This is a genomic window from Cryobacterium sp. TMT3-29-2, from assembly GCF_004564305.1.
GTDB lineage: Bacteria > Actinomycetota > Actinomycetes > Actinomycetales > Microbacteriaceae > Cryobacterium > Cryobacterium sinapicolor.
This window is the reverse complement of sequence record NZ_SOGK01000107.1, coordinates 1-24,455: the sequence shown is the minus strand read 5'-3', so window position 1 is coordinate 24,455 and position 24,455 is coordinate 1. Positions and strand designations below refer to the sequence as shown.

General features: G+C 66.1%; 27 protein-coding genes, 1 tRNA gene and 1 pseudogene. 13 read left to right on the top strand and 16 right to left on the bottom strand.

The annotated features are described in order from the left end of the window. Positions 1–18: 18 nt before the first annotated feature. The 7 genes from E3O67_RS12000 to E3O67_RS11970 form a co-directional block, all read right to left on the bottom strand. A complete protein-coding gene (locus E3O67_RS12000; protein WP_134429174.1) occupies positions 19–411 on the bottom strand; it encodes a hypothetical protein in 393 nt (130 codons plus the stop codon). Between the two features lie 25 nt (positions 412–436). Then, a complete protein-coding gene (locus tag E3O67_RS11995) occupies positions 437–1,153 on the bottom strand; it encodes a GAF and ANTAR domain-containing protein (RefSeq protein WP_135102801.1) in 717 nt (238 codons plus the stop codon). Positions 1,154–1,162: 9 nt separating this feature from the next. Continuing rightward, positions 1,163–1,873, bottom strand: a complete 711-nt coding sequence (locus E3O67_RS11990; protein WP_134429170.1) for a GAF and ANTAR domain-containing protein — start codon at positions 1,871–1,873, stop codon at positions 1,163–1,165. A gap of 249 nt (positions 1,874–2,122) precedes the next feature. Beyond that, on the bottom strand, positions 2,123–2,857 hold the full coding sequence (gene mtnN, locus E3O67_RS11985) for a 5'-methylthioadenosine/S-adenosylhomocysteine nucleosidase (RefSeq protein ID WP_134429168.1): 735 nt from the start codon (positions 2,855–2,857) through the stop codon (positions 2,123–2,125). Next, the gene (locus tag E3O67_RS11980; protein ID WP_134429273.1) at positions 2,854–3,306 is read right to left on the bottom strand and encodes an S-ribosylhomocysteine lyase; all 453 of its coding nucleotides are present in this window, start codon (positions 3,304–3,306) and stop codon (positions 2,854–2,856) included. The genes mtnN and E3O67_RS11980 overlap by 4 nt, the downstream gene beginning before the upstream one ends. Before the next feature lie 91 nt (positions 3,307–3,397). Further along, positions 3,398–3,470 (bottom strand) — tRNA-Val (locus tag E3O67_RS11975). Between the two features lie 71 nt (positions 3,471–3,541). Beyond that, a complete protein-coding gene (locus tag E3O67_RS11970; RefSeq protein ID WP_134429166.1) occupies positions 3,542–4,009 on the bottom strand; it encodes a peroxiredoxin in 468 nt (155 codons plus the stop codon). Between the two features lie 255 nt (positions 4,010–4,264). On the opposite strand from E3O67_RS11970, the gene aceE reads away from it, so the two are divergent. The 6 genes from aceE to E3O67_RS11940 all read left to right on the top strand — a co-directional run bounded on the left by aceE (position 4,265) and on the right by E3O67_RS11940 (position 11,892). Further along, a complete protein-coding gene (gene aceE / locus E3O67_RS11965) occupies positions 4,265–6,991 on the top strand; it encodes a pyruvate dehydrogenase (acetyl-transferring), homodimeric type (protein ID WP_135102800.1) in 2,727 nt (908 codons plus the stop codon). An 8-nt stretch (positions 6,992–6,999) separates the two neighbouring features. Beyond that, positions 7,000–8,205, top strand: coding sequence for a CdaR family transcriptional regulator (locus E3O67_RS11960; RefSeq protein ID WP_134429162.1), 1,206 nt, complete (start codon positions 7,000–7,002; stop codon positions 8,203–8,205). 105 nt (positions 8,206–8,310) lie between these two features. Continuing rightward, the gene (locus E3O67_RS11955; protein WP_135102799.1) at positions 8,311–9,237 is read left to right on the top strand and encodes an ACP S-malonyltransferase; all 927 of its coding nucleotides are present in this window, start codon (positions 8,311–8,313) and stop codon (positions 9,235–9,237) included. A 12-nt stretch (positions 9,238–9,249) separates the two neighbouring features. After that, on the top strand, positions 9,250–10,254 hold the full coding sequence (locus E3O67_RS11950; RefSeq protein WP_134429158.1) for a beta-ketoacyl-ACP synthase III: 1,005 nt from the start codon (positions 9,250–9,252) through the stop codon (positions 10,252–10,254). A gap of 63 nt (positions 10,255–10,317) precedes the next feature. After that, complete coding sequence (locus tag E3O67_RS11945; protein ID WP_134429156.1) at positions 10,318–10,566, top strand: acyl carrier protein; 249 nt, start codon at positions 10,318–10,320, stop codon at positions 10,564–10,566. Between the two features lie 90 nt (positions 10,567–10,656). Continuing rightward, positions 10,657–11,892, top strand: a complete 1,236-nt coding sequence (locus E3O67_RS11940; RefSeq protein ID WP_135102798.1) for a beta-ketoacyl synthase — start codon at positions 10,657–10,659, stop codon at positions 11,890–11,892. An 86-nt stretch (positions 11,893–11,978) separates the two neighbouring features. Here E3O67_RS11940 and E3O67_RS11935 read toward each other — a convergent pair whose 3' ends face one another. Then, on the bottom strand, positions 11,979–12,500 hold the full coding sequence (locus E3O67_RS11935; protein WP_134429152.1) for a DUF3145 domain-containing protein: 522 nt from the start codon (positions 12,498–12,500) through the stop codon (positions 11,979–11,981). A gap of 229 nt (positions 12,501–12,729) precedes the next feature. Between E3O67_RS11935 and E3O67_RS11930 the strand changes: the two genes are divergently transcribed. Further along, the gene (locus E3O67_RS11930) at positions 12,730–13,344 is read left to right on the top strand and encodes a PadR family transcriptional regulator (RefSeq protein WP_135102797.1); all 615 of its coding nucleotides are present in this window, start codon (positions 12,730–12,732) and stop codon (positions 13,342–13,344) included. A gap of 43 nt (positions 13,345–13,387) precedes the next feature. Here E3O67_RS11930 and E3O67_RS11925 read toward each other — a convergent pair whose 3' ends face one another. Both E3O67_RS11925 and E3O67_RS11920 read right to left on the bottom strand, forming a co-directional pair. Then, entirely contained in the window at positions 13,388–15,127 is a 1,740-nt protein-coding gene (locus E3O67_RS11925; RefSeq protein ID WP_135102796.1) for a bifunctional 3'-5' exonuclease/DNA polymerase, read from the bottom strand. 58 nt (positions 15,128–15,185) lie between these two features. Next, positions 15,186–15,875: a phosphoribosyltransferase gene (locus E3O67_RS11920; protein ID WP_135102795.1), complete on the bottom strand. Its 690-nt coding sequence runs from the start codon at positions 15,873–15,875 to the stop codon at positions 15,186–15,188. Between the two features lie 68 nt (positions 15,876–15,943). Between E3O67_RS11920 and E3O67_RS17265 the strand changes: the two genes are divergently transcribed. Continuing rightward, positions 15,944–16,150: a hypothetical protein gene (locus tag E3O67_RS17265; RefSeq protein WP_206750566.1), complete on the top strand. Its 207-nt coding sequence runs from the start codon at positions 15,944–15,946 to the stop codon at positions 16,148–16,150. 393 nt (positions 16,151–16,543) lie between these two features. Here the strand turns inward: E3O67_RS17265 and E3O67_RS11915 are convergent, their stop codons facing one another. After that, positions 16,544–17,497 (bottom strand): hypothetical protein, encoded by a 954-nt coding sequence (locus E3O67_RS11915; RefSeq protein ID WP_135102794.1) that lies wholly within the window; start codon positions 17,495–17,497, stop codon positions 16,544–16,546. 285 nt (positions 17,498–17,782) lie between these two features. On the opposite strand from E3O67_RS11915, the gene E3O67_RS11910 reads away from it, so the two are divergent. Further along, positions 17,783–18,718 carry a 5'-3' exonuclease gene (locus E3O67_RS11910; RefSeq protein ID WP_134429271.1) on the top strand — a complete coding sequence of 312 codons (936 nt, stop codon included), beginning with the start codon at positions 17,783–17,785 and terminating at the stop codon, positions 18,716–18,718. A 56-nt stretch (positions 18,719–18,774) separates the two neighbouring features. On the opposite strand, the pseudogene E3O67_RS11905 reads toward E3O67_RS11910, so the two are convergent. Continuing rightward, positions 18,775–19,226, bottom strand: a pseudogene (locus E3O67_RS11905) (DUF2252 family protein); the annotation flags it as partial. Between the two features lie 363 nt (positions 19,227–19,589). Here E3O67_RS11905 and E3O67_RS11900 point away from each other — a divergent pair. Continuing rightward, positions 19,590–20,348, top strand: coding sequence for a hypothetical protein (locus E3O67_RS11900; protein ID WP_134429142.1), 759 nt, complete (start codon positions 19,590–19,592; stop codon positions 20,346–20,348). 222 nt (positions 20,349–20,570) lie between these two features. On the opposite strand, the gene E3O67_RS11895 is transcribed toward E3O67_RS11900, so the two are convergent. The 4 genes from E3O67_RS11895 to E3O67_RS11880 form a co-directional block, all read right to left on the bottom strand. Beyond that, entirely contained in the window at positions 20,571–20,693 is a 123-nt protein-coding gene (locus tag E3O67_RS11895; protein WP_166786951.1) for a sigma-70 domain-containing protein, read from the bottom strand. A gap of 35 nt (positions 20,694–20,728) precedes the next feature. After that, the gene (locus tag E3O67_RS11890; protein WP_241979209.1) at positions 20,729–20,923 is read right to left on the bottom strand and encodes a three-helix bundle dimerization domain-containing protein; all 195 of its coding nucleotides are present in this window, start codon (positions 20,921–20,923) and stop codon (positions 20,729–20,731) included. Between the two features lie 149 nt (positions 20,924–21,072). Next, positions 21,073–22,866, bottom strand: a complete 1,794-nt coding sequence (locus E3O67_RS11885) for a bifunctional diguanylate cyclase/phosphodiesterase (protein WP_135102793.1) — start codon at positions 22,864–22,866, stop codon at positions 21,073–21,075. Positions 22,867–23,033: 167 nt separating this feature from the next. Then, on the bottom strand, positions 23,034–23,231 hold the full coding sequence (locus tag E3O67_RS11880; RefSeq protein ID WP_134429134.1) for a hypothetical protein: 198 nt from the start codon (positions 23,229–23,231) through the stop codon (positions 23,034–23,036). Positions 23,232–23,331: 100 nt separating this feature from the next. On the opposite strand from E3O67_RS11880, the gene E3O67_RS17635 reads away from it, so the two are divergent. The 3 genes from E3O67_RS17635 to E3O67_RS11875 all read left to right on the top strand — a co-directional run bounded on the left by E3O67_RS17635 (position 23,332) and on the right by E3O67_RS11875 (position 24,343). Further along, on the top strand, positions 23,332–23,454 hold the full coding sequence (locus E3O67_RS17635; protein WP_255575864.1) for a hypothetical protein: 123 nt from the start codon (positions 23,332–23,334) through the stop codon (positions 23,452–23,454). A 319-nt stretch (positions 23,455–23,773) separates the two neighbouring features. Further along, complete coding sequence (locus tag E3O67_RS17495; protein WP_241982154.1) at positions 23,774–23,914, top strand: hypothetical protein; 141 nt, start codon at positions 23,774–23,776, stop codon at positions 23,912–23,914. Positions 23,915–23,941: 27 nt separating this feature from the next. Then, the gene (locus tag E3O67_RS11875; RefSeq protein WP_241982152.1) at positions 23,942–24,343 is read left to right on the top strand and encodes an isochorismatase family protein; all 402 of its coding nucleotides are present in this window, start codon (positions 23,942–23,944) and stop codon (positions 24,341–24,343) included. Positions 24,344–24,455: the final 112 nt, after the last annotated feature.

Genomic DNA, 24,455 nt, shown 5'->3' with positions numbered 1-24,455 from the left:
GCGAGCAGCAGTTCGGAGTCAGTAGTCGAACTCGTCGAACTGAGGCGAGTCCAGGCCGTCGCCCGTCCACGAGGCCCGGCCCGAGGCCGTTCCGGCCAGAGCCTTGTGGCGGAGGGTGTCCACCGTCTCCGGCTCCAGTAACTCCGACTGTGCCGAAATGTCGGTGACGCAGACTAGTTGGCCGGATCCACCGATCAGGATCTGGATGCGTCCCAGCAGGCCGGTTTCTTCAACGATCGGAATGTCGACGACATCGACCTGAGGGCGGAGACTGAGCGCCTCCGCGTAGTGCATAACGGCATCCGCCAGGTCATCTCCGGTGATGACCGATCCGCCGGGGTGAAAAATGCGCTTCATGGTAGACCCCTGATTGTTCACGAGAAGGACAGGTGCAGCCAGGGTCTGGGGCATTCGATCATTATAGACCTTGTGGGGTCTAAAGGGCGAGGGTACGATTCACCACATTTTGGGCCACCTCGACCAGCGGCTGGCCGTTGTTGCGGGCATACTGACGCAGCAACGCGAAGGCCTCCTCCATGTCGAGGGTGTGGGTGAAAGCGACAACGCCCTTGGCCTGCTCGATCAGAACGCGGCCACTGAGCGCACGCTGCAACTGCGCTCGAGCCACGTCGCTCTCCCGGATGGCGCGCTCCTGCAGGATGCCGATCGTCGCGGTGTCGGCCAACGCCTGAACGGTGGGCAGGTCTTCCGCACTCAAACCGCCGAGGCGATCCCAGAAGAGGTTAAGCGACCCGATCGTCGTCGCGCGCAACCGCAGTGGAACGGAGTGCATCGACTTGAAGCCGAGTTCGAGTGCTCCCGCCCGAAACCTGGGCCACGCCGGGGCGAGGACGTCGAGATCGGGGATGGCCACCGGTTTGCCCGTCGTGTAGCACTCGACGCACGGCCCGTTGCCGGCCCGCAACTGCAGGATCTCGATCAGCCGGCTGCGTTCGTTCGTCGAGGCCACGACCTCGAGGTCATTGTCGTTGCCGGCAGAGAGGATGATCCCGACCGCGGACGCCCCGAAGAGGGTCGCGCACGTTTCAACGAGCGTGTGCAGCAGATCGACGACGTCGTACCCGACGACAAGCGTGTCTGCCAGCGTGACAAAGGTCTCAACCAACTGACCTTCACGTGTTCTGGTCACCATATTTCCATCCTAAGACCCGTCCAATTCTGAAGCGAAATCAAGTTCGCGCGCCACCACGTCTTCCGCCACCTCGCGGACGGTGCGCGCGTGAGAGAACGCATAGCCCTGCAGGATCAGCAGGGCATCCGAGGCTCCCACGTCCAGCTGGGCGAGCACCATGCCGGTCGCCTGGTGCACGACGCGTCGAGAATAGCCTTCGTCGGCGTCAGGGTCAGGCTTTATCGTGTGCGTGAGCAGGACGCGCCGAAGCACCTGCCGAGCGGCGATCCCGACCAGCATCGTGGCATCGGCGATCTGCAGCCCGGTCAGGGTGCGGGGGCGGCGGGAATACAGATCGACGGCACCGATGTCCAGCGACCCGACGACCATCGGGAACGCGAACAGCCCACCCACATCGGTGTCGTCAATCGTCTGCGAGAAAACGGGCCAGGCCGAGTTGCCGTGGTGACGGATGTCGCTGTTCAGCACCGGGCGACGCGTCGTCAGGGCATCCCAACACGGACCTTCACCGAGGTCGAACTGCAGTTCGTCGATCCGGGCAGCGGACGCGTCGCTCGCGCACACGGTTTCGGTGCCGAAGGGGGCGCCGAGAGTGGAGATCGACACACCCGTGACGGGCAGCACCCGCAGGAACGGAGAGCACAGGTCGGTACTGTTCAGGTGTGCGGTGGACAATTCCTCGACGGCGAGGCCGAAGGATCGACGGTCAGACCGGGACATGACGACGTTCTCCCCCCGTGGCATCCGCGACGCCGGTCGAAGTCGCTCGCGCATCCGTCTGCACCGTGACTTCACGACCTCTCGGCTCCGCGGAAGAGCCACACGTCTCCGCGGTGGGCAACGACTTCCGAAACCGCGCCACTTTCAGCGTATCGCGCGGAACGTCGATCCGTGCAGCGACCGGCGCTCCCACGCCGGTCGCGCCGCTTCTCCGAAAGCGTGATCACGGCCGGATCGGTGCCGGCCGAGTCAGCCGAGGCCGTCGGTGAGCCTGCCCAACATTGCCAGCACGACTGCGGCGGAGCGGTCGGCCGCGTCGTCGACATGGGCGAGGTGATCGTCGATCGGTCCGCACAGGTCAGAGATGCCGCGGATCGCCAGGAACGGCACATCGTGCGCGAAACAGGTCTGGGCTGCGCCGACGGATTCCATGTCGGTGGAGAGAACGCCGGGGAACAGAACGCGGAGGTTCTCGGCGCGTTCCACACTCACGAAGGTGTCGTTGGAGACCATCAGGCCGCGGTGCACGACCAGCGCCGAACCGTCAGCCATCCAGGCCGGGGACCCGGCGATCCGTAGCGCCGTGGGAGCACCCTCATAGCGGGCCGGCATGCCGGGCACCTGGCCGAGAGCGTACCCGAATGCACGTGCATCGGCGTCGCTGTTCAGGTACTCGCTGCCGATGACGACCTCGCCCACCTGCACCTGCGCACCGACCCCGCCGGCCGAACCCGCACTGATCACCAGCGGCGTCGCCTGGGGGTCATCGGCCCGCACTGACAGGAGAGCGGATGTCGTCGCACCGGCCGCGTTGACCAGCCCGATGCCGCTTTGCACGAGCAGCACTTCGTGGCCGGCCAGCGTGAGACGGTGGCGGCGGGCCTTGCCGACGGTGATCGGCGCGGCGGACGCGGTGGCCGCAGCCAAGAACGGAGCGGCTTCTTCCTCCATCGCGACGAGGATGATCGCGCCGAAGGGTGTCATTCGGTGACAGTGGCCCAGTCGGCGCGGGCGGTCAGGAAGACCTTCACCGCGTCCTGGGCGGCCGTCAGCGAGTGGTTGGCTCCCCAGCCGCACTGCACCTCGTTGGCAGCGGGCACCGCCGTGGCGCTGAGGATGTCGGTCATGGTGCCCTCGATCAGCTCGAGAACCTCGGCGTAATCCGGCTGCCCCTGCAGGATGAGGTAGAAGCCGGTCTGGCAGCCCATCGGCGAGAAGTCGATCACGCGGGTGGAGTGGTTGCGGGAATGCTCGGCGAAAAGGTGCTCGATCGAGTGCACCGCCGGCATCTCCAGGTGCGCCAGGTTGGGCTGGGTGAAGCGCACGTCGTACTTCACGATGGTGTCGCCCTGCGGCAACACCTTGGTGTCGGCCAGACGCACGTAGGGTGCGACGACCGTGCGGTGGTCGAGGTTGAACGATTCGACGTTCATGCGTGGCTGGTTCACGTGGTCTCCCTGAAAGCTGTCTTGGCGCTCGGCTTTGGGCTCATCGCACGGACGTGATCAGGGGGTGATGATTATGTGGGCCCTACCGGGCTCGAACCGATGACATCCACGGTGTAAACGTGGCGCTCTACCAACTGAGCTAAAGGCCCCTGACACAACGGCCGGTGAAGGCCGAGCACCATCATACAGATTCTGTGGCACCGGTGAAGCGCCGCAGGGTTCATACCGGCTGGAGCTCGCCGATCGCGGCCCGGTAGGCATCCAGTGACCGAGGCTCTCCCGGCGCGGTGATGAAACTGGCCCGGATGATCCCCTCGGGGTCGATCACAAACGTGGCGCGGTTGGCGAAGCCCTTCTGCTCAAGGAAGACCCCGTATTCCTTCGCGACCGCGCCGTGCGGCCAGAAATCGGCGAGGAGGTCGAAAGTGTACTTTTCCTGTTCTCCCCAGGCGCGCAGGGCGTGACGGGAATCGACGGAGATACCGAGCACTTCCACCTCGTTCGCGGTGAACAACGACAGGTTGTCCCGCAACTCGCACAGCTCGCCGCTGCAGATCCCGGAGAAGGCGAGGGGGAAGAAGACCAGGGCGACCGACTTCTCCCCACGGAACTCGCTGAGCTGCACCCGCTCGCCGAACTGGTTGAACAGCTCGAAATCCGGAGCCTGGGTGTCATTTTCCAACGCCATGGAGCGCTTCCTCTCGTGCGCCCACTGGAGCCGTGCAAGGCGACGCCACAGCCTAGCCCTGCCGCCTGCGGGACGCCAAGATGAGCGTCCCGAGGACCAGGAATACTGGCCCGACCGGCGCTCACCGGTCGTGCACATACCCAAGGCATAATCTGTAGGCTTGCGTGGTGCCACCGGTCGTGACCCGACCGTCAACCGGCACCGCTAACCCGGCAGATTCGTTCTTATGGTCTGCCCAACAGAGAGAGGTCGAGTGTGACTGTCAACGACCAGGACCCGTATTCGGTTAACAGCACGGATGCCGACCCGGAGGAAACCGCCGAATGGTCGGAATCGCTGGACGCGCTCGTCTCGGCCCACGGCCACCAGCGTGGCCGGGAGATCATGCTGACCCTCCTGAAACGCTCCAAGGAGCTGCACCTCGGCGTGCCCATGGTGCCGACCACGGACTACATCAACACCATCGCCGCCGGCAATGAGCCCGACTTCCCCGGCGACGAAGACATCGAGCGCCGCTACCGCGCCTGGATCCGCTGGAACGCCGCCGTTCTCGTGCACCGGGCCCAGCGCCCCGGGATCTCCGTCGGTGGCCACATCTCGACCTACGCATCGTCCGCCGCTCTCTACGAGGTCGGCTTCAACCACTTCTTCCGCGGCCAGGACCACCCGGGCGGCGGAGACCAGATCTTCATCCAGGGTCACGCCTCCCCCGGCACCTACGCGCGCGCTTTCCTCGAGGGCCGGCTGACCGCCGACCAGCTCGACGGATTCCGCCAGGAGAAGTCCCACGGCCCCAACGGGCTGTCCTCCTACCCGCACCCGCGCCTGATGCCCGAATTCTGGCAGTTCCCGACCGTATCAATGGGACTCGGCCCGATCAACGCCATCTACCAGGCGCAGACCAATCGGTACCTCACCAACCGCGGGATCAAGGACGCCAGCGACCAGCAGGTCTGGGCATTCCTCGGCGACGGCGAGATGGACGAGGTCGAGAGCCGCGGGCAGCTGCAGGTTGCCGCCAACGAGGGCCTCGACAACCTCAACTTCATCGTCAACTGCAACCTCCAGCGCCTAGACGGCCCGGTGCGCGGCAACGGCAAGATCATCCAGGAGCTGGAGAGCTTCTTCCGAGGCGCCGGCTGGAACGTCATCAAGGTCGTCTGGGGCCGCGAGTGGGACGAGCTGCTCGCCCGCGACACCGACGGCGCACTCCGTGACCTGATGAACGCCACCCCCGACGGCGATTATCAGACGTACAAGGCCGAAAGCGGAGCTTACGTGCGGGAGCACTTCTTCGGCCGGGACCCCCGCGCTCTCAAGCTCGTCGAGGGCTACACCGATGACGACATCTGGAACCTCAAGCGCGGCGGCCATGACTACCGCAAGGTGTACGCGGCGTTCAAGGCGGCATCCGAGCACAAGGGTCAGCCCACCGTCATCCTGGCGAAGACGGTCAAGGGCTACGCCCTCGGCCCGAGTTTCGAGGGCCGCAACGCGACCCACCAGATGAAGAAGTTCACCCTCGACAACCTCAAGACCTTCCGCGACAGCACGCACATGCCGATCACGGATGCCCAGCTCGAGAAGAACCCCTACCTTCCGCCGTACTTCAAGCCCGACGAGAACGATGAGGCGATCCAGTACCTGCACGAGCGTCGCCGCGCGCTGGGCGGATACGTGCCGGAGCGTCGCAGCAAGTACACCCAGATCAACCTGCCCGACGACGCGACCTACGCCCCCACCAAGAAGGGGTCCGGCACGCAGGAGATCGCGACCACGATGGCGTTCGTGCGACTGCTCAAGGAGCTGTTGCGCGCCAAGGACTTCGGAAACCGCATTGTGCCGATCATCCCGGACGAGGCCCGCACCTTCGGCATTGACGCGTTCTTCCCGAACGCCAAGATCTACAACCCCAGCGGCCAGCAGTACACCTCGGTCGACCACGCACAGCTCCTGGCGTACAAGGAGAGCCCGCAGGGCCAGATCCTGCACGTGGGGATCAACGAGGCCGGCGCGATGGCCGCCTTCACCAACGTGGGCACCTCCTACGCCACGCAGGGTGAGCCGCTCATCCCGATCTACGTGTTCTACTCCATGTTCGGCTTCCAGCGCACGGGCGACGCCATGTGGGCCGCGGGCGATCAGATGACTCGCGGGTTCATGATCGGCGCCACCGCCGGCCGAACCACCCTCACCGGTGAAGGCCTGCAGCACGCCGACGGCCACTCGCCGCTGCTGGCCTCGACGAACCCTGCCGTGGTGTCGTACGACCCGGCCTACGGCTACGAGATCGGGCACATCGTACGCTCGGGTCTCGAGCGGATGTACGGCGGAACGCACAGCGACCCCAACGTCATGTACTACATCACCGTTTACAACGAGCCGCAGGTGCAGCCGCGCGAACCCGATGACGTGGACGTGGACGGCATCGTGCGCGGCATCCACCGCGTGAGCGTGTCCGATGTGGCCGGTCCGAAGGCGCAGCTCCTGGCCTCCGGCGTTTCCGTACCGTGGGCGCTCGAGGCCCAGGCCCTGCTGGCCGAGGACTGGGGGGTGTCCGCCGACGTCTGGTCGGTCACCTCGTGGGCCGAGCTGCGTCGTGACGGCATCGCCGTCGAAGAACACAACTTCCTGTACCCGGACGACGCACCGCGCATCCCGTATGTGACGGAGAAGCTGGCCGGCACCGCCGGGCCGTTCATCGCCGTCACCGACTTCATGCACGCGGTGCCGGACCAGATCCGGCAGTTCGTGCCCGGCGACTTCGCGACCCTCGGTGCCGACGGGTTCGGTTTCTCCGACACCCGCCCGGCAGCCCGCCGCTTCTTCAAGATCGACGGACCGTCGATGGCGGTGCGCGCACTCGAATTGCTCGCCCGCCGCGGTGAGGTCGACCGCAGCGTCGTCGGCCAGGCCATCACCAAGTACCGGTTGCATGACGTGACGGCGGGAACCACCGGTTCCGCCGGGGGCGAGAGCTAGCCGCCCCCGTGGCACCCACACCGAAGACGAAAGAACAGACGCTCAGCTGGCTGCGAACGATTTCCGGCGAGCTGTCCACGGCGACCCTGAAACGTCTCGAGGACACGCTGCCCTGGTACGGCGACATGCCGCCAGGGCGGCGGTCCGCCGTGGGTCTGGTCGCCCAGGCCGGCATCACGTCGTTCATCTCATGGTTCGACGATCCCCGGTCCACGCCCTGGATCGCGGCCGACGTCTTCGGTGCAGCCCCGCGTGAACTCCTGCGCTCGATCAGCCTGCAACAGACCCTGCAGCTGATCCGCGTCACCGTCGAGGTGGTGGAGGAGCGAGTCAAGGACGGCGGGGAGATGCTGCGGGAGGCCATCCTGCTGTACTCGCGCGAAATCGCCTTCGGTGCGGCGGATGTCTATGCCCGGGCGGCCGAGGCGCGCGGCCTCTGGGACGTGCGCCTCGAGGCTCTCGTCGTCGACTCGATCCTGAGCGGCGAATACGACGATGAATTGCCCAGCCGGATCGCCGCCCTCGGCTGGCACGGGCACGGCGAGGTTTGCGTGCTCGTGGGCACGACGCCGAAGATGCTCGACGTCGATCAACTGCGTCGCTCGGCCCGCCACATGGCCGCCGACGTGCTGATCGGGGTACAGGGCAACCGGCTGGTCCTGGTCATCGGCCGGGCTCACCCCACCCCGACAGACCCGGATGACGCGATCGGCACGGCCTCCGCCCTCAGCTTCATGGAGATCGCCGTGCAGCTCGAGCCGAGCTTCGGCGCCGGCCACCTGGTGCTCGGCCACGAGGTGCCGAATCTGGTCGACGCGTCCAAGAGCGCCAAGGCCGCCCTGGCCGGCTTCGCCGTGGCCCGGTCCTGGCGCAATGCCCCCCGTCCGGTGCAGGCCGATGACCTGCTCCCCGAGCGGGCCCTGGCCGGCGATCCGCTCGCTCGCGCCACACTGATCCACCGGATCTACCGACCGCTGCAGGCGCATTCGACCGAACTGCTCACCACGCTCTGGTGTTACCTGGACAACGGCCGCTCCCTGGAAGCCACCGCGCGGGAACTCTTCGTACATCCGAACACCGTGCGCTACCGCCTGAAGCGGGTGTCGGAGGTCATCGGCTACGACGCCACCGGCGCCCGCGAGGCGCTCATCCTGCAGGCCGCCCTCATCATCGGGTCGATCAGCGACCACGACGGCTCCGCACGCCGGCGGTAGCGTCGCCAGCGAGGGCGCCGAACTAGCGTGATTCGACAAACACTCCCCGAATAGTTGGTGGATCATCGACACGCCCGCGGCAATCGAGCTTGGGAGACTAGACCAATGATTGTTGTCGTCTGCCCCGGTCAGGGCTCACAAACCCCCGGTTTCCTCGAGCCCTGGCTTCGGGATCCCACCTTCATCGCCGGCCTGGATGAGATCTCCGAGGCCTGTGGAATCGACCTTCTGCGCCACGGAACCGTGAGTGACGCCGACACCATCCGGGACACCCGGATCGCCCAGCCGCTGATCGTGGCCGCCGGGCTCCTCACCCTGGGTGTGCTCCTGGCCGACGGTCGACGTGAGCGCATCGCCGGCATTGCCGGCCACTCGGTGGGCGAGATCACGGCCGCCGCCGGCGCCGGCATCCTCAGCGCTGCGGACGCCGTTCGATTCGTGCGCGAGCGCGGCAACGCCATGGCGGAGGCGGCGGCGCTGGAGCCGTCCGGCATGAGCGCGGTGCTGGGCGGGGACGAAGCCGAACTCCTGGCTCGCCTCGACGAGCTCGACCTTGCACCGGCCAACTTCAACGGCGGCGGTCAGGTCGTCGTCGCCGGCTCCCTCGCGGCCCTGGCCGTTCTCGGGGAGAACCCCACCCCGCGCACGCGGGTGATCCCACTGCAAGTGGCCGGAGCATTCCACACGCGGTATATGCAGCCGGCCGTGCAGCACCTCGCCCAGGTTGCCGCACAGGTACTGCCTGCCGATCCCTCGATTCCGATCTGGACGAACCGTGACGGCAACCGGGTCACCAGCGGGACCCGCTTCATGGAGTTACTGGTTGATCAGGTGTCCTCGCCGGTACGGTGGGACCTGTGCATGCGTTCATTCGCGGAGGCCGGCGTGACCGGAATCATCGAGGTCGCACCGGCTGGGGCCCTTGTCGGCCTCGCCAAACGTGCCCTCAAGGGTGTGCCCAGTGTCGCGATCAAGACACCGGACGACCTGCCCGCTGCGTTCGACCTGATCGACCAGCAGAACCTAGTCTGACCGAAAGAGAATATGTCCAAGCCAACACTCCAGCAGTCGCACGGTCCCCAGTACACCCGGATCCTCTCGATCGGTGCCGCCCGCGGCGATCTCGTCGTACCCAACGACGACCTGGTCGGACCGATCGACTCGTCCGATGAATGGATCCAGCAGCGCACCGGCATCATCACCCGGACCCGGGCGAGCGCGGACATCCAGGCCGTCGACCTTGCAACGGATGCTGCACGGGAGGCCATCGAGCGGTCCGGCATCGAGCCGCACCTGATCGACGCCGTCATCGTGGCCACCATCAGCAACAGCCGTCAGACCCCGTCCATCGCCGCCGTGGTGGCCGACCGGGTCGGCGCCAACCCCGCGGCCGCCTATGACGTCAACGCCGCCTGCGCCGGCTACACCTACGCCGTCGCGCAGGCCGACTCTCTGATCCGCACGGGCACAGCCCACTATGCGCTGGTGATCGGCGCGGAGAAGCTGTCCGACCTCGTCGACCCCACGGACCGCAGCATCTCGTTCCTGCTCGGCGACGGCGCGGGCGCCGTCGTCATCGGCCCGAGCGACTACCCGGGGATCGCACCCACCGTCTGGGGATCCGACGGGTCCAAGGCCGATGCCATCACCATGAACCACACCCTGCAGGAGTACCGCCGCGGCGAATCCGAATGGCCCACCCTCCGCCAGGAAGGCCAGACGGTCTTCCGCTGGGCGGTCTGGAACATGGCGAAGGTGGCCAAGGAAGCTCTCCAGGTCGCGGGAATCGAGAGCGACCAGCTTGCCGCCTTCATCCCGCACCAGGCCAATATGCGCATCATCGACGAATTCGCCAAGCAGCTGAAGCTTCCTGAATCCGTCGTGATCGCCCGCGACGTGGCCACCACCGGTAACACCTCTTCGGCGTCGATCCCCTTGGCCACCCACCGACTGCTCGAAGATCACCCCGAGCTCAGCGGAGGCCTCGCCCTCCAGATCGGCTTCGGCGCCGGGCTCGTGTTCGGCGCGCAGGTCGTCGTGCTTCCCTAGATTTCACTCAACCCCCTCTAAACTGAGTCTCGGTCATACGAGACACCCCCAAGGAGAAATAACATGGCACTGTCCACCGAAGAAGTTCTGACCGGCCTGGCCGAGCTCATCAACGACGAGACCGGCATCTCGGCCGACACGGTTGAGATGGGGAAGTCATTCACCGATGATCTGGACATCGATTCCATCTCGATGATGACCATCGTCGTCAACGCCGAAGAGAAGTTCGACGTCAAGATCCCCGACGAAGAGGTCAAGAACCTCAAGTCCGTCGGCGACGCCGTCGATTTCATCGTCAAGGCTCAGGTCTAATCCACAACTGAACAGGCCGGTCGGCATCTGCCGACCGGCCTGATCTGTGGGTGACGCCCACGTTTGCACGCCTCACGGAGAGTTAACGTCATGACCAAAAAAATCGTTATCACCGGCATCGGTGCGACCTCCCCTCTCGGCGGCACGGCCGCCGACAGCTGGTCTGCCCTGCTCGCCGGCGAATCGGGGACGAGCCCGCTCGACCACGAATGGGTGGCCCGGACTCAGCTTCCGGTGACCTTCGCCGCTCAGGCCAGGGTTCCGTCCATCGACGTCCTGGCCCGCCACGAGACGAAGCGCCTCGACCCGTCCAGCCAATTCGCGCTGATCGCCGGGCGTGAAGCCTGGGCGGATGCCGGCTCCCCCGAGGCAGACCCCGAGCGCCTGGCCGTCGATTGGGCGACCGGCATCGGCGGAGTCTGGACCCTCCTCGACGCGTGGGATACCCTCCGCGAACGCGGTCCGCGCCGCGTCCTGCCGATGACCGTGCCCATGCTCATGCCGAACGGTCCGGGAGCGGCCATCGGAATGGACCTTCACGCCCGTGCCGGCATCACCACGGTCGTGTCCGCGTGCGCCTCGAGCACCGAATCGCTCGTGAACGCCTACAACCGGCTGCAGGCCGGGCTCGCCGACATCGTCATCGCCGGCGGTTCGGAGGCCGCGATCCACCCGCTGCCGATCGCATCCTTCGCTGCCATGCAGGCTTTGTCCAAGCGCAACGACGACCCGGCAACGGCGTCACGGCCCTACGACATCACCCGTGACGGCTTCGTGCTCGGGGAGGGCGCCGCGGCGCTCGTCGTCGAGACGGAAGAACACGCCAAGGCCCGTGGTGCGCGCATCTACGCCGAGCTCCTCGGCGGCGCCGTGACCAGCGACGCTTACCACATCACCGCGCCGGACCCTGAGGGGACGGCGGCGGCCCGCGCGATGATCACCGCGATCAAGAACGCCGGCGCGAGCCTCGCGGATGTCTCGCACATCAACGCTCATGCGACCAGCACACCGGTCGGCGACATCGCCGAGTACAACGCCCTGCGCCGGGTGTTCGGCGACCTGCTCGACGGTATCCCGGTGTCGGCGACCAAGGCGTCCACCGGTCATCTCCTCGGTGGTGCCGGGGCGATCGAGGCCCTGTTCACGGTTCTCGCTTTGGCCGAGCGCATGGCCCCGCCGACCATCAACCTGCTGAACCAGGATCCGAGCATCCCGCTCGACGTCGTGACCATGCCGCGCACGTTGCCGTCCGGCGACCTGCTGGCCATCAGCAACTCGTTCGGGTTCGGCGGCCACAACGCCGTCGTCGCCTTCCGGTCGATTTAGCTCCACCCTGCGGGACCAGCGCCATACGCGGAAGACCCCGGCCGCCATCGGTCAGGGTCTTCCGCGTTCGGAGGAACAGTCACCCGTCACCCCACCTGGTGCAGCCAGACCACGGCATTGAAATCGCCGGCGTGCCGGAACGGCTCGAGTTCATCGTCCCAGGACTGCCCGAGCGCACAGCGCAGCTGCCGGTGAAGCTCCAGGGCGTTCGTCCCGGCCATTTCCATTGCGTGGCGCAGCCGGTCCTCCGGGATCACGACGTTGCCAGCCGTATCCGTTTGGGCGAAGAAGACCCCCAAATCGGGAGTGTGCAGCCAACGCCCCCCATCGGTGCCGAGACTGGCGTCCTCGGTGACCTCGAAGCGAAGGTGCTCCCAGCCACGGAGAGCCGACGCGATCTGTGCGCCTGTGCCGCGGGCACCCTCCCAGTAATACTCGGCACGCTGCGCACCGCGGAGCACGGGCTGCTCCGACCAGTCGAAACTGACGGGCTCGCCTACGACGCGACCCACGGCCCATTCCACATGGGCACTCAACGCCCGAGGCGAAGAATGCACGTAAATTACACCTCGCGCAGTCGCTGCCTGCCGAGCTTGTGTAGCCACCATCGTTTCTCCCGTTCTGTGAGGTGCGTCTTCCCCAACGACCTCTGAACGAAACAATGCGGCGTGCTGTGAACTTGTGAAGGGTGGTGATCTTTTCCCGTAGTGTCAAGGCACAGCGTCAGGCGCCGCCCCACTGAATTATGCCTCAGTGACCCGTGCGATCACAAGGCGCGATCCCGGTCCTCCCGTTGGCTATACTCAGTATGGTTTTACTCTCACCACCGGAGGTCCCATGTCTGTGCGCAGCTGCTTGTTGGCGATTCTCACGATCGGTCCCGCGTACGGTTTCCAGCTGCACGGAGAGTTGGAGTCCAGAACCGCCGGCCGGCGAGCTGTCAACGTCGGGCAGATCTACGGCACACTCGAGCGCCTGGTGAAGCAGGAGGCCGTCGAGTCGGCCGGCAGAACCCCGGACGGGCTGCCGCTGTACCGGATCACGGCGCTCGGTCGGGCCGAGGCGTTGCAGTGGCTGTCCGGCACCGAGAGCACCCCCGACGACGAGTGGAACGACATGGTCGACCGGGTCCTGATCGCAGCCTCCCTACCTGACCCCCACGCTCTGGGCATCGACGCGCGCGAGGTCGTTGCCGGCTATCGGCAGCGGTGGCAGTCGGTCGCCGAGCTCGCAGCCGTGGTCGCCGCAGGCACGGACTTTGAGAGTGTGGACACCGCGGGCACGGGCGCGGAGCGGCTGGCGGGCGCCGCCCGGGTGACACTGGCCGCCGCCGCCCTGGCCTGGCTCCGGGACGTCGATACGCTGCTCGCCGACGGCCCCACAGAGGCCTTCCAACACGGACTGAACGACGTGCGGCCGAAGCGCGGGCGACGGCCGGCATCCGTCGCCTGACCGGCAGGCGCCGGCACCCCCATCGCCCTTCCCGGCGGCGCCGCTATTTCGCCTGCGCGTAGCTGTCGACCGTCGCGACGGTGAGCAGGAAGTCCACCGGGAAATCGGCGAACAGGTGTCGGCCGGCGGTGTCCGCCGCGCGCCGGATGATCCCCTCGACGGTGGCGGCCAGCGCGGCCGGTGTGTGCACCATGACCTCGTCGTGCAGGAAGAAGACTAGGTGCGGGGCCTGATCGAATTCCGACCCGGAAGCGGCCGGGGTGCACGGCGACAGCATCCGCAGTTCCCGGCGCACCTCCGCCATCCAGCACAGCGCCCATTCCGCGGCACTGCCCTGCACGATGAAATTACGGGTGAAACGGCCCCAGTCGCGTGCCTGGCTGCGGGCGCGGCGCTCGTCGGCATCCGTTGCCCCGGGGTCGTAGGCCTGCGCCTGGGTCGCCAGCCAGCGTTCCCCGGGTCGCGGGGAGGAGCGCCCGAGCCGCGTCGTCACGCTCTCTCCGCGCTCCCCGGCCCGCGCCGCCGTCTCGGTGAGGGCCAAGGCGCGCGGGAAGGCCTTCGCGAGCCGCGGCAGCAGTCGCCCGCTCTCCCCGCTGGTGGCGCCGTACATCGCCCCGAGCATGGCGACCTTGGCGTGTTCACGGGTCTCCACGACACCCCCGGCGACGATCCCGGCGTACAGGTCCGTCCCCCGGCCGGCCTGAGCCATGGCAGTGTCGCCCGAGAGGGCGGCCAGGATGCGCGGCTCCAACTGTGCGGCATCCGCGACCACCAGCTTCCAGTCGGCATCGGCGACGACGGCCCCGCGCACCTGTTTGGGCAGCTGCAGGGCTCCCCCGCCCCGGGTGGCCCAGCGTCCGGTCACCACCCCGCCGGGGATGTACTCGGGATGGAACCGGCCATTCACGATCCAGGTGTCCATCCAGTACCAGCCGTTCGCGCTGAGCAGCCGGGACAACTTCTTGTACTCGAGCAACGGCTCGATCACGGGGTGGGTGAATTCCTTGAGCTCCCAGGCACGGGTAGACGTCACCCTCAGGCCGGCCTTCTGCAGGGCCCGCATCAGGTCGGGTTGCGAGTCCGGATTGAGACCGGGCTCGCCAAGGGCGTCTCGGATGCGCCGGGCGAGGTTCTCGAGGCGCTCGGGCCGGATGCCTGGGGCCACGCGGGCGCCGAGCTCGCGGGTCAGCAGGGCGTCATGCACGTCGGTGCGCCACGGCAGTCCGGCGAATTGCATCTCGGCGGCGATCAGGGCACCGGCGGATTCCGCGGCGAGCAGCAGCCGAAGCCGGCCGGGCTCCGTGGAGGCGCGGACCGCGTCGAGTTGACGCCGGAATTCCGCCTGCGGGCCGGCACCGGCAGCGGTGTCGGTGCCGCCCTCGGCGGGGCCCTCAGCACCAGCACCAGTGTCACCGTCGAACAGGTCGAAGAGCGTCACCCCGGATGCGACCGCGTCCGGTTGGAGAGCCGGCGCCCGATCCCACTGACTCGGCTCGGCCCGGGCCAATGAGCTAGCCTGAGTGAGGGACGACAGGCGCAGAATCGTATGGCACAGGCGCAGGTCGTGCGCGCGGTGCACCCGGACCCCGGCTTTCAGCAGCAGCGGGTAGATGCGGGCCGTGTCCTCCCACACCCACCGAGGCCGGTCAGCCTCCTGATCGCACACATAGCCAGGGAAGTCGCGGGAAGTCAAACGGAGTGCGGGCCCCGAAACCTCGCCCTCCGGGCCGAGCGGCAGAACGAGGAGCTCCCCGTTACCCGTTCGACTCACCAGAAGATACACCTCACCATTCTGCCGGTTCGGCACCGGACCGGAGAAACGGGCAGCCGTCGCGACACCGTCAGGTCGTCACGTCGTCGGTCGGCGGGGAGGCGTCGGCCGCAACCCACGCGTCCTGGAGCAGGGTCACCGTCTCATCGTCGGACAGCTGGTGGAAGTCGGTGTAGCACGGACCGATCGCCCAGAATTCCTGCAGGGCGTTCAGCACAACGACGACATCCGCGTACTGCCTCATATCTTCGATCAGGTCCGTAGGTGCGACCGGGACAGCGAGCACCGTGAGGGCGGCACCCAGCCGTCTCAGGGCCGTGAGGGCCGCCTTGGCCGAGGCTCCCGTGGCGAGACCGTCGTCCACGATCACGGCGACTCGGCCCCGCGGACTGATCGGCTGCCGATCACCGAGATAGAGGATGCGACGTCGTTCGATTTCGGACAGCTCGCGACGGCGGGCCCTAGCCAGACCCACCGAGTCGCCACCGGTCGCGGCGAACACATCCTCGTTGACGATCGTCTGCGGACTTGGGCCGTTGACGACCGCCCCCAGCGCGACCTCCGGATAGCCCGGCGCCCCGATCTTGCGCACCAGGATGAGGTCCAGCGGTGCGTGCAGGCACCGGGCGACCTCGACCGCCACCGGCACGCCGCCTCGTGGGAGGGCGTAGACCACCGGGTCGTGTGCCTCCAGCTCGGTCAGGCGTTCGGCCAGTCGCGCGGCCAGCTGCACACCGGCATCACTCCGATTCGTGAACATGCGGCTCCCGCCCGGCGGATACCTCGTGCGGGAACCGCCTCGCCCGATTCTGCCGCCGGGCCTTGCCTTTGTCGAGAGCCGTCCGGGATTCAGGCGCGGCGGCCCGATTCGAGCCGACGCGCGCAGGAGACGCAGAGTTCGGATGCCGGGCGCGCATCCAGCCGTTCCTCGCCGAGGCGTCCGCGTCGGGTTTGCTCGCCGCGATCGTCGCCTTCCCCTTGGTGTCGGTTCGGCCGTTCTTCCTCGCCCGACGGCGGCCGTCCGCCCTCGGCTGATCCGCACGGGCACGACGAATATGAAGACCATGACCGCCACCGGAGGCTTCCGCACCTCCACGTCGCCAGCACCTACTCAACCCACGACGGGATGACCATGCCGGACACTCTCGGCGACCAGGCCGCCGCGCAGGTCTGTACGGGGCGGTCGAAGAGTTCCGGCCGCTGTCGGGCGAGGCCATCGACCTCGACCGGATCCCGCCTGCTCGAGGTTGCACGTCGAAGTCAGGCTGGCCGAAGTCAGTCGAGTACGGGCGGCTCCGGCGCCACGCAGCTCGGTACGCTTCTCGCGTCCGCCCCCGTGCTTACCCGGTTCGAGATCGCCGCCGACATCTGATGGAAGTCGACGTCCGCACCCGGTGACCGGGCGGGTCTACTCAAGTCCCAATCCGGTCAGTACCAGTTATTCGACTCGGAGTGCGCCCAGGCGCCGCACGGGCTACCGTACCCGGCCTGGATGTAACCGAGGCCCCAGGAAATCTGGGTGGTCGCGTTCGTGGCCCAGTCCGATCCCGCGGTCGCCATCTTGCTTCCGGGCAGAGCCTGCGGGATGCCGGTTGCTCCGCTGGAGTTGTAGGCCGAGTACGACCAGCCGGATTCCTTGGTCCAGAGCTGCACGAGGCAGGAAAACTCCGACTCGCCCCAACCGTACGTCGAAGCGGCCATCGCTCGGGCCGTCGCTTTCGCCTCCGCGGGCGAGTTGCCGCCGGCGGCGGCCTGAGGTGCAGCTGGCGCAGCGGAATCTCGTGCGGCCTCGGCCTCGGCCGCAGCCGCAGCCTCGGCAGCAGCCGCAGCCTCGGCAGCAGCCGCAGCCTGGGCGGAAGCCTCAGCTTGGGCGCGGGCCGCTTCCGCGGCGGCCGCCGCTGCGGCCTCGGCGGCAACGCGGTCGACCTCGGCCACGGCTGACCGTGCCGCGGCAGCCGCCTCCTGAGTCTGTCCGGTCAACGCGATCACGGTGTCCGTCTCCAGCGTCTTGTAGTCCCCGAGCGCGGCAACGGATGACGCCAGCGGGGTCGAATCCACCTTGTTCGCCATTGCCGTAATCACCGTTCCGGCGTCGCTGAGGGTGCTCTCCGCGCGATCATGGGCTGTCTTCGTCGCGATGGCGGAGTAGACGCTGAGCTGCTCGTGTCGGAGTCCGGTGCTCTCGGAAAGCTCGGTCGTCGCGGCAATGCTGGCGGTACTTGCTGCGGATGCCTGTGACACCGCGCCGATCCCGGTGATCAAGGCGATGAGGCCGAGCGACGCTCCGGCCCCGAGAGCGACGGACCGAGTGCGTGAACGCTTACGTTTGGCGTTGATTTCACGGCGGGCGGACACAGGTGAACTGGGTGAAGCAAAGCGCATGACTTCCAAAAGCGGTACGACCGGGCTACACGATCCTCGGCGCACCTTGATCGGTGGACTCACGGCCAGATGCGGCCGCGCGGGCGAAGTTTCCATCATGCACGTGCATTCTGGACAGATGCTCAGTTGTAGCTGGCAAAGTCATCCGTACTCACGGTGCCCACGCCCGAACCGAAAGCGACAGAGTCCTCCCCGACCGATGCGGATGCGGATTGGCGCTGAGCGTCGCGGCCTGACTGGCCCGTGTGGGAGGATGCCGCCGTGACCGAACCACGTGAATGCCTGATGCTCCTCGATACGGCCGGCCTCTACTTCCGAGCCTTCCACGCGGTTCCGGACACCATTCGCGCGTCCAACGGGATACCCGTGAACGCCGTCCGCGGGCTGCTTGACATGATCGCGCGGCTCGTCGCCGAGTTCCAGCCGAGCGAGATCGTGGCCTGCTGGGACGATGACTGGCGGCCGCAGTGGCGCGTGGACCTGATCCCCACCTACAAGTCCCACCGGGTCGCCGCTGACCAGCCGAGGGTGAGCAACTTTCCGGTCGAGGCGATGCCAGCCCTGCTCAGCGCACAGGTCCCGCTCATCCGCGAGGTGCTCGGCGCGCTCGGCATCCCGGTGATCGGCGCCCCACAACACGAGGCAGACGATGTCATCGGCACCCTGGCCTCGCACGCGACGATCCCCGTGGATGTCGTCACCGGCGACCGTGACCTCTTCCAACTCATCGACGACACCCGCGGGGTGCGGGTCGTCTACACCGGGCGAGGCATGGCTCGGCTTGAGATTCTGACGGATGCCGCACTCGAGGCCAAATACGGAGTGCTCCCGGTTCAGTACGCGGACTTCGCAGTGCTTCGCGGCGACGCCTCAGACGGCCTGCCCGGAGTGCCCGGGGTGGGCGAGAAGACGTCGGCCACGCTGCTCCGCACCTACGGTGACCTTGCCGGGATCGTCGCAGCGGCCGCACACCCCGAATCCGCGCTGGCATTGAGCGCGCGGGCCAGGCTCCTCGCCGCCACCGATTACCTGAAGGTGGCCCCGGCGGTGGTGAGGGTAGTGCGCGACCTGGCGCTGCCCGGCTACGACGCCCGAATCCGAGTGAGCACTCGCGGCCAAGCGGTGCACCTGGATCGCCTGGCCGTCGAATGGGGACTGGGGGCCTCATTGGAACGTGCGCGCCGGGCCTTGCATGCGCCGGACTCCCCCGGCTGGTTGTAACGCCTCTTCGGCAGGTGGTCTTCCAGAACGGATGACGTGGCCTCCTTGACCTGGAGGAACACCGGGTCATGCTCGTCTCGTCCCTCGAGCAGGGCGATGCAGGCGCGGGTTCCGACGCTGCCGACCCGACGACTTTGCGGGCCACGTCGACGACCCGGACGCGCTCGAGAAGGAAACGACGGTCCTCTTGCAAGTGTGTCCCGATACGAGCCCAACTGTGCGTTGAGCGCGTCCCAGGTCTCGTCGGCAGACAGCCCGAACGTGTCATAGGGTTCACGGACGGGAACAAGACCGGCGGCTGGCTGACGATCCGGTAGTGCCCGTCCACGTACTCGGCCAGCTTGGAGAGCGCCTGCATGCTGTTGCGGGTTCGGGCTTTCTCGGCCCACCGCTGTGCTTTCCTACCGACGACCTTCGCGACCTTCCGCTGCCTTTGAGCCGCTCGAGTTGCTCGGCTTAGTCCTTCAGCTGGCCAGCATCTGGAGTAATGGCACGCCCTTGTCCACAGCGCTGGCCCCTAGATATTCCCGCGCCCAGCGTAGGCAGCTGGTCGTGGATGCCGTCGCGGCCCTCGTAGAGTAAATCGGCCCCCTGTCGGCTGAGGCTGACGTAGGACTCTCAACCGTCCCGGCGCCCCGAGTAAACGGAACGTTCGCTCGTAGAAGTCCAGATTGGCCGGCCGCCTACTGGTTCTGTCCGGACTGGCCTAGCGTCGCGAGACCGCGGTTCACCTAGCAGGAACGCTACGGAGGGGATCAATCGTCGCCCGTCGAACGCATTTCGCTCAGCCGCCCTTGCGAGTACCATTCTGTGCATCTCTGAACCGTGACCGGTTCGCCCTAACTGCCAGCGCCCCACAAGGGAGTGCACCATGAGTGCAATCAGCGAACATGACCGCAGAACCGCGTCGGCGAAGGCGTCGGCCGAGACCACCAATCGGGCAGCGTTACGTGCCGGTGGAACAGCGGCCGTCGTTGCCGGGCTCGGAGGCATCACATGGTTCACGCTTGAGCTCCTGCCGCCAGTTCTCGGTTTCGACGACACAGACGACCCCGCAGCGAGCCTCGACTATCTGCGCCAGTATCCGCAGTTGTACCCTGTCGCAGGGGTTGCGCTTTTCACCATGGCCATCGCTTTCGTCGTGGCGAGTTTCGCCGTCTCCGATGTGCTTGCACCACGCACAAGCAGCATCACTCGCCGGAGCCTGAGCGCACTCGGTCTCATGTCGGCCACATTCCTGTTCATGCACGGGGTCTTGCGCTCGTCCGTGGGACCGTTGCTCTACATCGACGGGATCAACAGCAGATGGGGCGAGTCCGCATACGTCAGCATTCAAATGCTGGGAACCCACGGTTTTGCCCAAGCGAGCCTCCTCACGCTCTCCGTTTGGGTCGTGGGCATCAGTGTCGCCGGGGCACGCTCCCACGCCCTGCCGATCTGGATATGCGTTCTCGGAGTCGTCACAGGCCTCCGGCTCGTGATGCTGATCGCTGGCCCCCTCCTGACGGCGACCAATATCGATTTGCCCGAGGTGATCTGGCTTTCCTCAGTGGCACTGATCCCGCTGGGTATGCTGTGGTGGCTCGGACTCGGCATTGTGTTGCTGGTCAAGTCCCACCGCGACGGTTAGTCGCCGTTGAGCCCGAACCGTGCCTCCTNACCGTGCCTCCTGGATCATCCGCTCCCGTGTGGGCAGCGCGTCGAGATGAAAGGTGATGTCAGAGCGGCGCAGGGCAAGCGCCGCGTACTCCTCCGGCTGGGGCAGATCATCGTCCATGATCAGCTCGGAGATGTCGGCCAAGCCCTCGCCGAGTGGGGTCTGATACGAGATCGGTTCGACGTCCCAATCAAGCTAGGTCCGCACGTCGGCCATCGGAGCCCCGCAGGCCTCGGCCAGCTCCGCCAGAGTGGGTTCGCGGTACAGGCTGGCGGTGAGGTCGCGGCGGATGCGCTTGACCTTGTTGAGCTTCCCCACTGGCGGTCGAGCGCGCAAACTCACTGAACCGTCGCTCACTGTTTGCGCAAGCGCTCCTTCACCCCGTGTTCGACGAGCACGGGAACGAAGTCACGGATCGGGCGGCCGGAGAACGCTTCGTGCTCCTCACGAACAGCCCTTTCAACACGTGACCGTGGCACATCGGGGAATCGTTCCGTGAGACGATCCACTACTTTTTCGACGGCCTGCAGTTCATCGTTGAGGTTCACAAATCTCAGTCTTCCACCGTTGGGAGCTTGGTATCAAGGCGGGCGCATAGTTCTCGTCTGCATCGGCACAACAACGACCGAGAACCCGGTGTCGAGGAGGCGCGATGTCGCTTCCCTCCTCCGCACACCCTGATTCAACCGGCATCAGGTCAGCTACTTTCAATTCGTCCCTTGGGATCAAGGGGGACTGCGCGGAGGGTCGTCGAGGATGAGACCGAGCACCGTTGCGGAAGGTCCTCCGGGGCGACGGGCCGCGAAATGAGATAGCCCTGCACGGTGTCGCAGCGCAAATCACGCAGGAGCTGGAGTTGGCTCTGGCGTTCAACACCTTCGGCGGTGACCGTCAGCCCGATGGCATGAGCGGTGTCGATAATGCCGCCCACGAGCAGGGCGTCCGAGGGTGAGGAATCGATGTTGTCGACGAAGGTCTTGTCGATCTTCACCGTGGTCAGCGGCAGACTGCGCAGCAGGGCAAGGGAAGAGAAACCGGTGCCATAGTCGTCCAGGGCGATACTGATTCCGGCCTCCCGGAGCTGTTGGAGCTGGCCGATCGCCCGCGGCAGATCGGTGATCGCGGCACCCTCGGTGATTTCCACCTCGATGAGGTGTGCGGGCACCGCGTGTCGGTGGAGCGCGGACACTAGCTCGGGAACGATGGTGCGAGCCGCGAGTTGGAGTGGAGACACATTGACTGCGATCCGACGCGGTGTTCCCGCATCCAACCAAACCCTGGCCTGGGCGCAGGCCTCGTTGATGACCCGTTGCCCAATCCGGTGGATGTCGCCGGAGAGTTCCATGATCGGAATGAACTCCGCGGGCGACACGGCGCCTAACACCGGGTCGGTCCAGCGCAGCAGCGCCTCCACCGCCGAGCAGTCACCGCTGGACAGGTCCATCTGCGGTTGGTAGTGCAGGGTGAACGAGAGGGTTTCGAACGCCTTCGGCAGGCGCCGCCGAATGAGCGCATTTCGCACGATCGGGGCGGCCTCGCCGTGCCCGTCGAGACGGGCGACCTGGCGCTTCCCTGCCTGCTTTGCCTTGAGCATCGCTCCGTCGGCGTGGCGGAGAAGCACGTCAAGCCTGCTCAGTTCTCGTTCCGCTGCGACATCACCGGCCATGGCAATACCGACAGACGCCGAAACATGCAGCAGATGGCCGTCGCAGACAAACGGCACCGACGCGCCGAGCACGACCCGATCCGCGATGGCGAGGAGCTGCGCTTCATCCACGTCGACCAGCAACACCGCGAACTCGTCGCCGCCGAGGCGGGCGAGGAGATCGGTGGGTCGGACAAGGTGACGCAGCCGGTCGGCGAAGCCGATCAGAATCTCATCCCCGGCCTGATGACCGAAGGTGTCGTTGATCGCTTTGAAACCGTCGAGGTCGATGTAGAGCACCGCAATGCGGGTTATGTCCACGCTGCCCTCGATGGACGTGGCTCCGCTCTCCTCCAATTGCCGACGATTGGGTAGGCCGGTCAGGGGATCGTGCAGAGCGGCGTAACGAAATTCAGCCGACAACCGTTCAAAGATCTGTGAGACCGACACGACACGGGGACCCTCATCGGTCAGCACGAGAACGTCCCGGTACCGGTTGCCCTCCGGCAGCTCCAGGACGCGCTGCGCCGCATTCGCCAAGCTCATCTGACCGGGTAGCGCGAAAGAGTTCTCCGGCACCATCTGGATGGCCGTCGATCGGGCATGCAGGCCACGACCGTAACCCAATCGGCCGGTCAGAGTGAACTCCACCTGTTCTCGAGTCAGCAGAAAGCAGATACCGTCCTCGTGCACGACGAGCGAACGAAGCTGCTGGTCCGCACGGAATACACGGTCGATCTCCGTCACTGGCGTCGTAGCGGACACCTGTTGGACGCTGGTTGCAAGGTCAGCCAGACACCCGACCGGGTCGGCGCGGCCAAGATCGGTGTCACGGATGGAGCTCATCCTTCATGAGTACCCGCCCCTGGCCTCTGACCCAACTGGACCCGCCGTCGTTTGCCGACTATTCAGCCGCCCGACGGATTGAACCCCTCAGCCGAACAGGCCTCCCTCGTCGAGGCGGGGAATCGCCGGGGTCACTACGGCTCGCTCACAGACTAGAAGTTGACCCTTCAAGCCGCCTCGTACAGACCTTGCAGTGCGCTCGTGATGGAGTCGAAGCTACCGATCTGCTGCCTCTGGTCGTTGCGGACGACGAAGCCCCGTGGTGTGCGCTGGATGATGCCGGCCAATTCATCAGTGATCTCATGACGGACTTCCCAGACCGCAGGGCCAGCCTTAACAATTGAGAACAGTTGGCTGCAGTTCATCGAATTCCCTCACGATTCCAAGGACCCCGCGGATCTTTTCCGTGACATCAGCTTGCCGCCGGTTTAGGGTTGAGCCGGGTGTCCGATAGGAGAACAAAACATGACGATTGCCCACGCAGCGACGCCGGTGTTGCGGCGGACCTCCGGATTCCCGGCATCCGTCGCGCCACTCTCCTGGAGTCGCTACTCCGAATTCGTCCGGGACCCACCGCACTGCACCTGAACTGGCTCTGCGCCTATGACCTTGACCGACATGGCTCGGCCTCCTCCGGATCGCACCGAGACTTCGCCGACATGCAATTCGTCGTCGAGGACATCACCAGACTGCGCGCGGCTGAGACGGCGTTCTTTGCACGCGCCCGACATCCATGAATCGCCGATTGGTCAGGCGAGCGCGATCCGCAACCTCAGGCGACGGGCCCGATAGCGGCACCGTCGACAGTGCCGGCGGCCTCGGCCGCAGGTCGCCGTGATGCTGACGTCCTGGGATGCTAGATGGTGAATGAAGATCCGGCAGTGAAACAATAAAGGAGCCCCGAATCGTGATCCAACTACCCTCGATGGATGATCGCACCGCGCTGATCGTCGTCGACGCTCAGCAAGGATTTGACCAGGCCGCCTGGTGGGGACCGCGAGACAACGCTGACTGTGATCAGAACATCGCAGCGTTAGTGAACGAATGATACAGGCTTTCGCGACCGATCGTCTTCGTGCAGCACAGCTCCACTAATCCGCTCTCCCCGCTGCACCCCAGCAATCCCGGTCACGCGCTGAAAAGCTATGTGTCCGGCACCCCAGATCTATTAGTCGAAAAAACCGTCAACTCAAGTTTTCACGGCACACCCGATCTTGACCACTGGCTTCGAGAAAACGCCATCTCTACCATCGTGATCTGCGGCATCACCACCAACCACTGCTGCGAAACAACCGCACGCATTGGCGGAAACCTGGGCTACACCGTCTACTTTGCGGTGGACGCCACTCACACATTCGATAGGGCGGACCTCGAAGGCGGCACAATCAGCGCGGAGGAGCTTTCCCGAATATCCGCCATCAATCTCAACGACGAATTCGCAACCATCGTCCGCTCGCGCGACCTTCTCAACCACTGAAAACTGGGGTGACCCAGTGTTTCCGGACAGTCCTCCTGAATTCAGGATTGGATAGACAAATGGAACACGAGAAACACAAGCACTTCAGCCCGGAGTTTCGGGCTGCCGCGGT

Excerpts from the sequence above, each read along its gene's own strand:
- E3O67_RS12000 (WP_134429174.1), bottom strand. The coding sequence starts at position 411 with ATGCCCCAGACCCTGGCTGCACCTGTCCTTCTCGTGAACAATCAGGGG.
- E3O67_RS11995 (WP_135102801.1), bottom strand. The coding sequence starts at position 1,153 with ATGGTGACCAGAACACGTGAAGGTCAGTTGGTTGAGACCTTTGTCACG.
- E3O67_RS11990 (WP_134429170.1), bottom strand. The coding sequence starts at position 1,873 with ATGTCCCGGTCTGACCGTCGATCCTTCGGCCTCGCCGTCGAGGAATTG.
- mtnN (WP_134429168.1), bottom strand. The coding sequence starts at position 2,857 with ATGACACCCTTCGGCGCGATCATCCTCGTCGCGATGGAGGAAGAAGCC.
- E3O67_RS11980 (WP_134429273.1), bottom strand. The coding sequence starts at position 3,306 with ATGAACGTCGAATCGTTCAACCTCGACCACCGCACGGTCGTCGCACCC.
- E3O67_RS11970 (WP_134429166.1), bottom strand. The coding sequence starts at position 4,009 with ATGGCGTTGGAAAATGACACCCAGGCTCCGGATTTCGAGCTGTTCAAC.
- E3O67_RS11955 (WP_135102799.1), top strand. The coding sequence starts at position 8,311 with ATGATTGTTGTCGTCTGCCCCGGTCAGGGCTCACAAACCCCCGGTTTC.
- E3O67_RS11950 (WP_134429158.1), top strand. The coding sequence starts at position 9,250 with ATGTCCAAGCCAACACTCCAGCAGTCGCACGGTCCCCAGTACACCCGG.
- E3O67_RS11945 (WP_134429156.1), top strand. The coding sequence starts at position 10,318 with ATGGCACTGTCCACCGAAGAAGTTCTGACCGGCCTGGCCGAGCTCATC.
- E3O67_RS11940 (WP_135102798.1), top strand. The coding sequence starts at position 10,657 with ATGACCAAAAAAATCGTTATCACCGGCATCGGTGCGACCTCCCCTCTC.
- E3O67_RS11935 (WP_134429152.1), bottom strand. The coding sequence starts at position 12,500 with ATGGTGGCTACACAAGCTCGGCAGGCAGCGACTGCGCGAGGTGTAATT.
- E3O67_RS11930 (WP_135102797.1), top strand. The coding sequence starts at position 12,730 with ATGTCTGTGCGCAGCTGCTTGTTGGCGATTCTCACGATCGGTCCCGCG.
- E3O67_RS11920 (WP_135102795.1), bottom strand. The coding sequence starts at position 15,875 with ATGTTCACGAATCGGAGTGATGCCGGTGTGCAGCTGGCCGCGCGACTG.
- E3O67_RS11915 (WP_135102794.1), bottom strand. The coding sequence starts at position 17,497 with ATGCGCTTTGCTTCACCCAGTTCACCTGTGTCCGCCCGCCGTGAAATC.
- E3O67_RS11910 (WP_134429271.1), top strand. The coding sequence starts at position 17,783 with ATGCTCCTCGATACGGCCGGCCTCTACTTCCGAGCCTTCCACGCGGTT.
- E3O67_RS11900 (WP_134429142.1), top strand. The coding sequence starts at position 19,590 with ATGAGTGCAATCAGCGAACATGACCGCAGAACCGCGTCGGCGAAGGCG.
- E3O67_RS11885 (WP_135102793.1), bottom strand. The coding sequence starts at position 22,866 with ATGAGCTCCATCCGTGACACCGATCTTGGCCGCGCCGACCCGGTCGGG.
- E3O67_RS11880 (WP_134429134.1), bottom strand. The coding sequence starts at position 23,231 with ATGAACTGCAGCCAACTGTTCTCAATTGTTAAGGCTGGCCCTGCGGTC.
- E3O67_RS17635 (WP_255575864.1), top strand. The coding sequence starts at position 23,332 with ATGACGATTGCCCACGCAGCGACGCCGGTGTTGCGGCGGACCTCCGGA.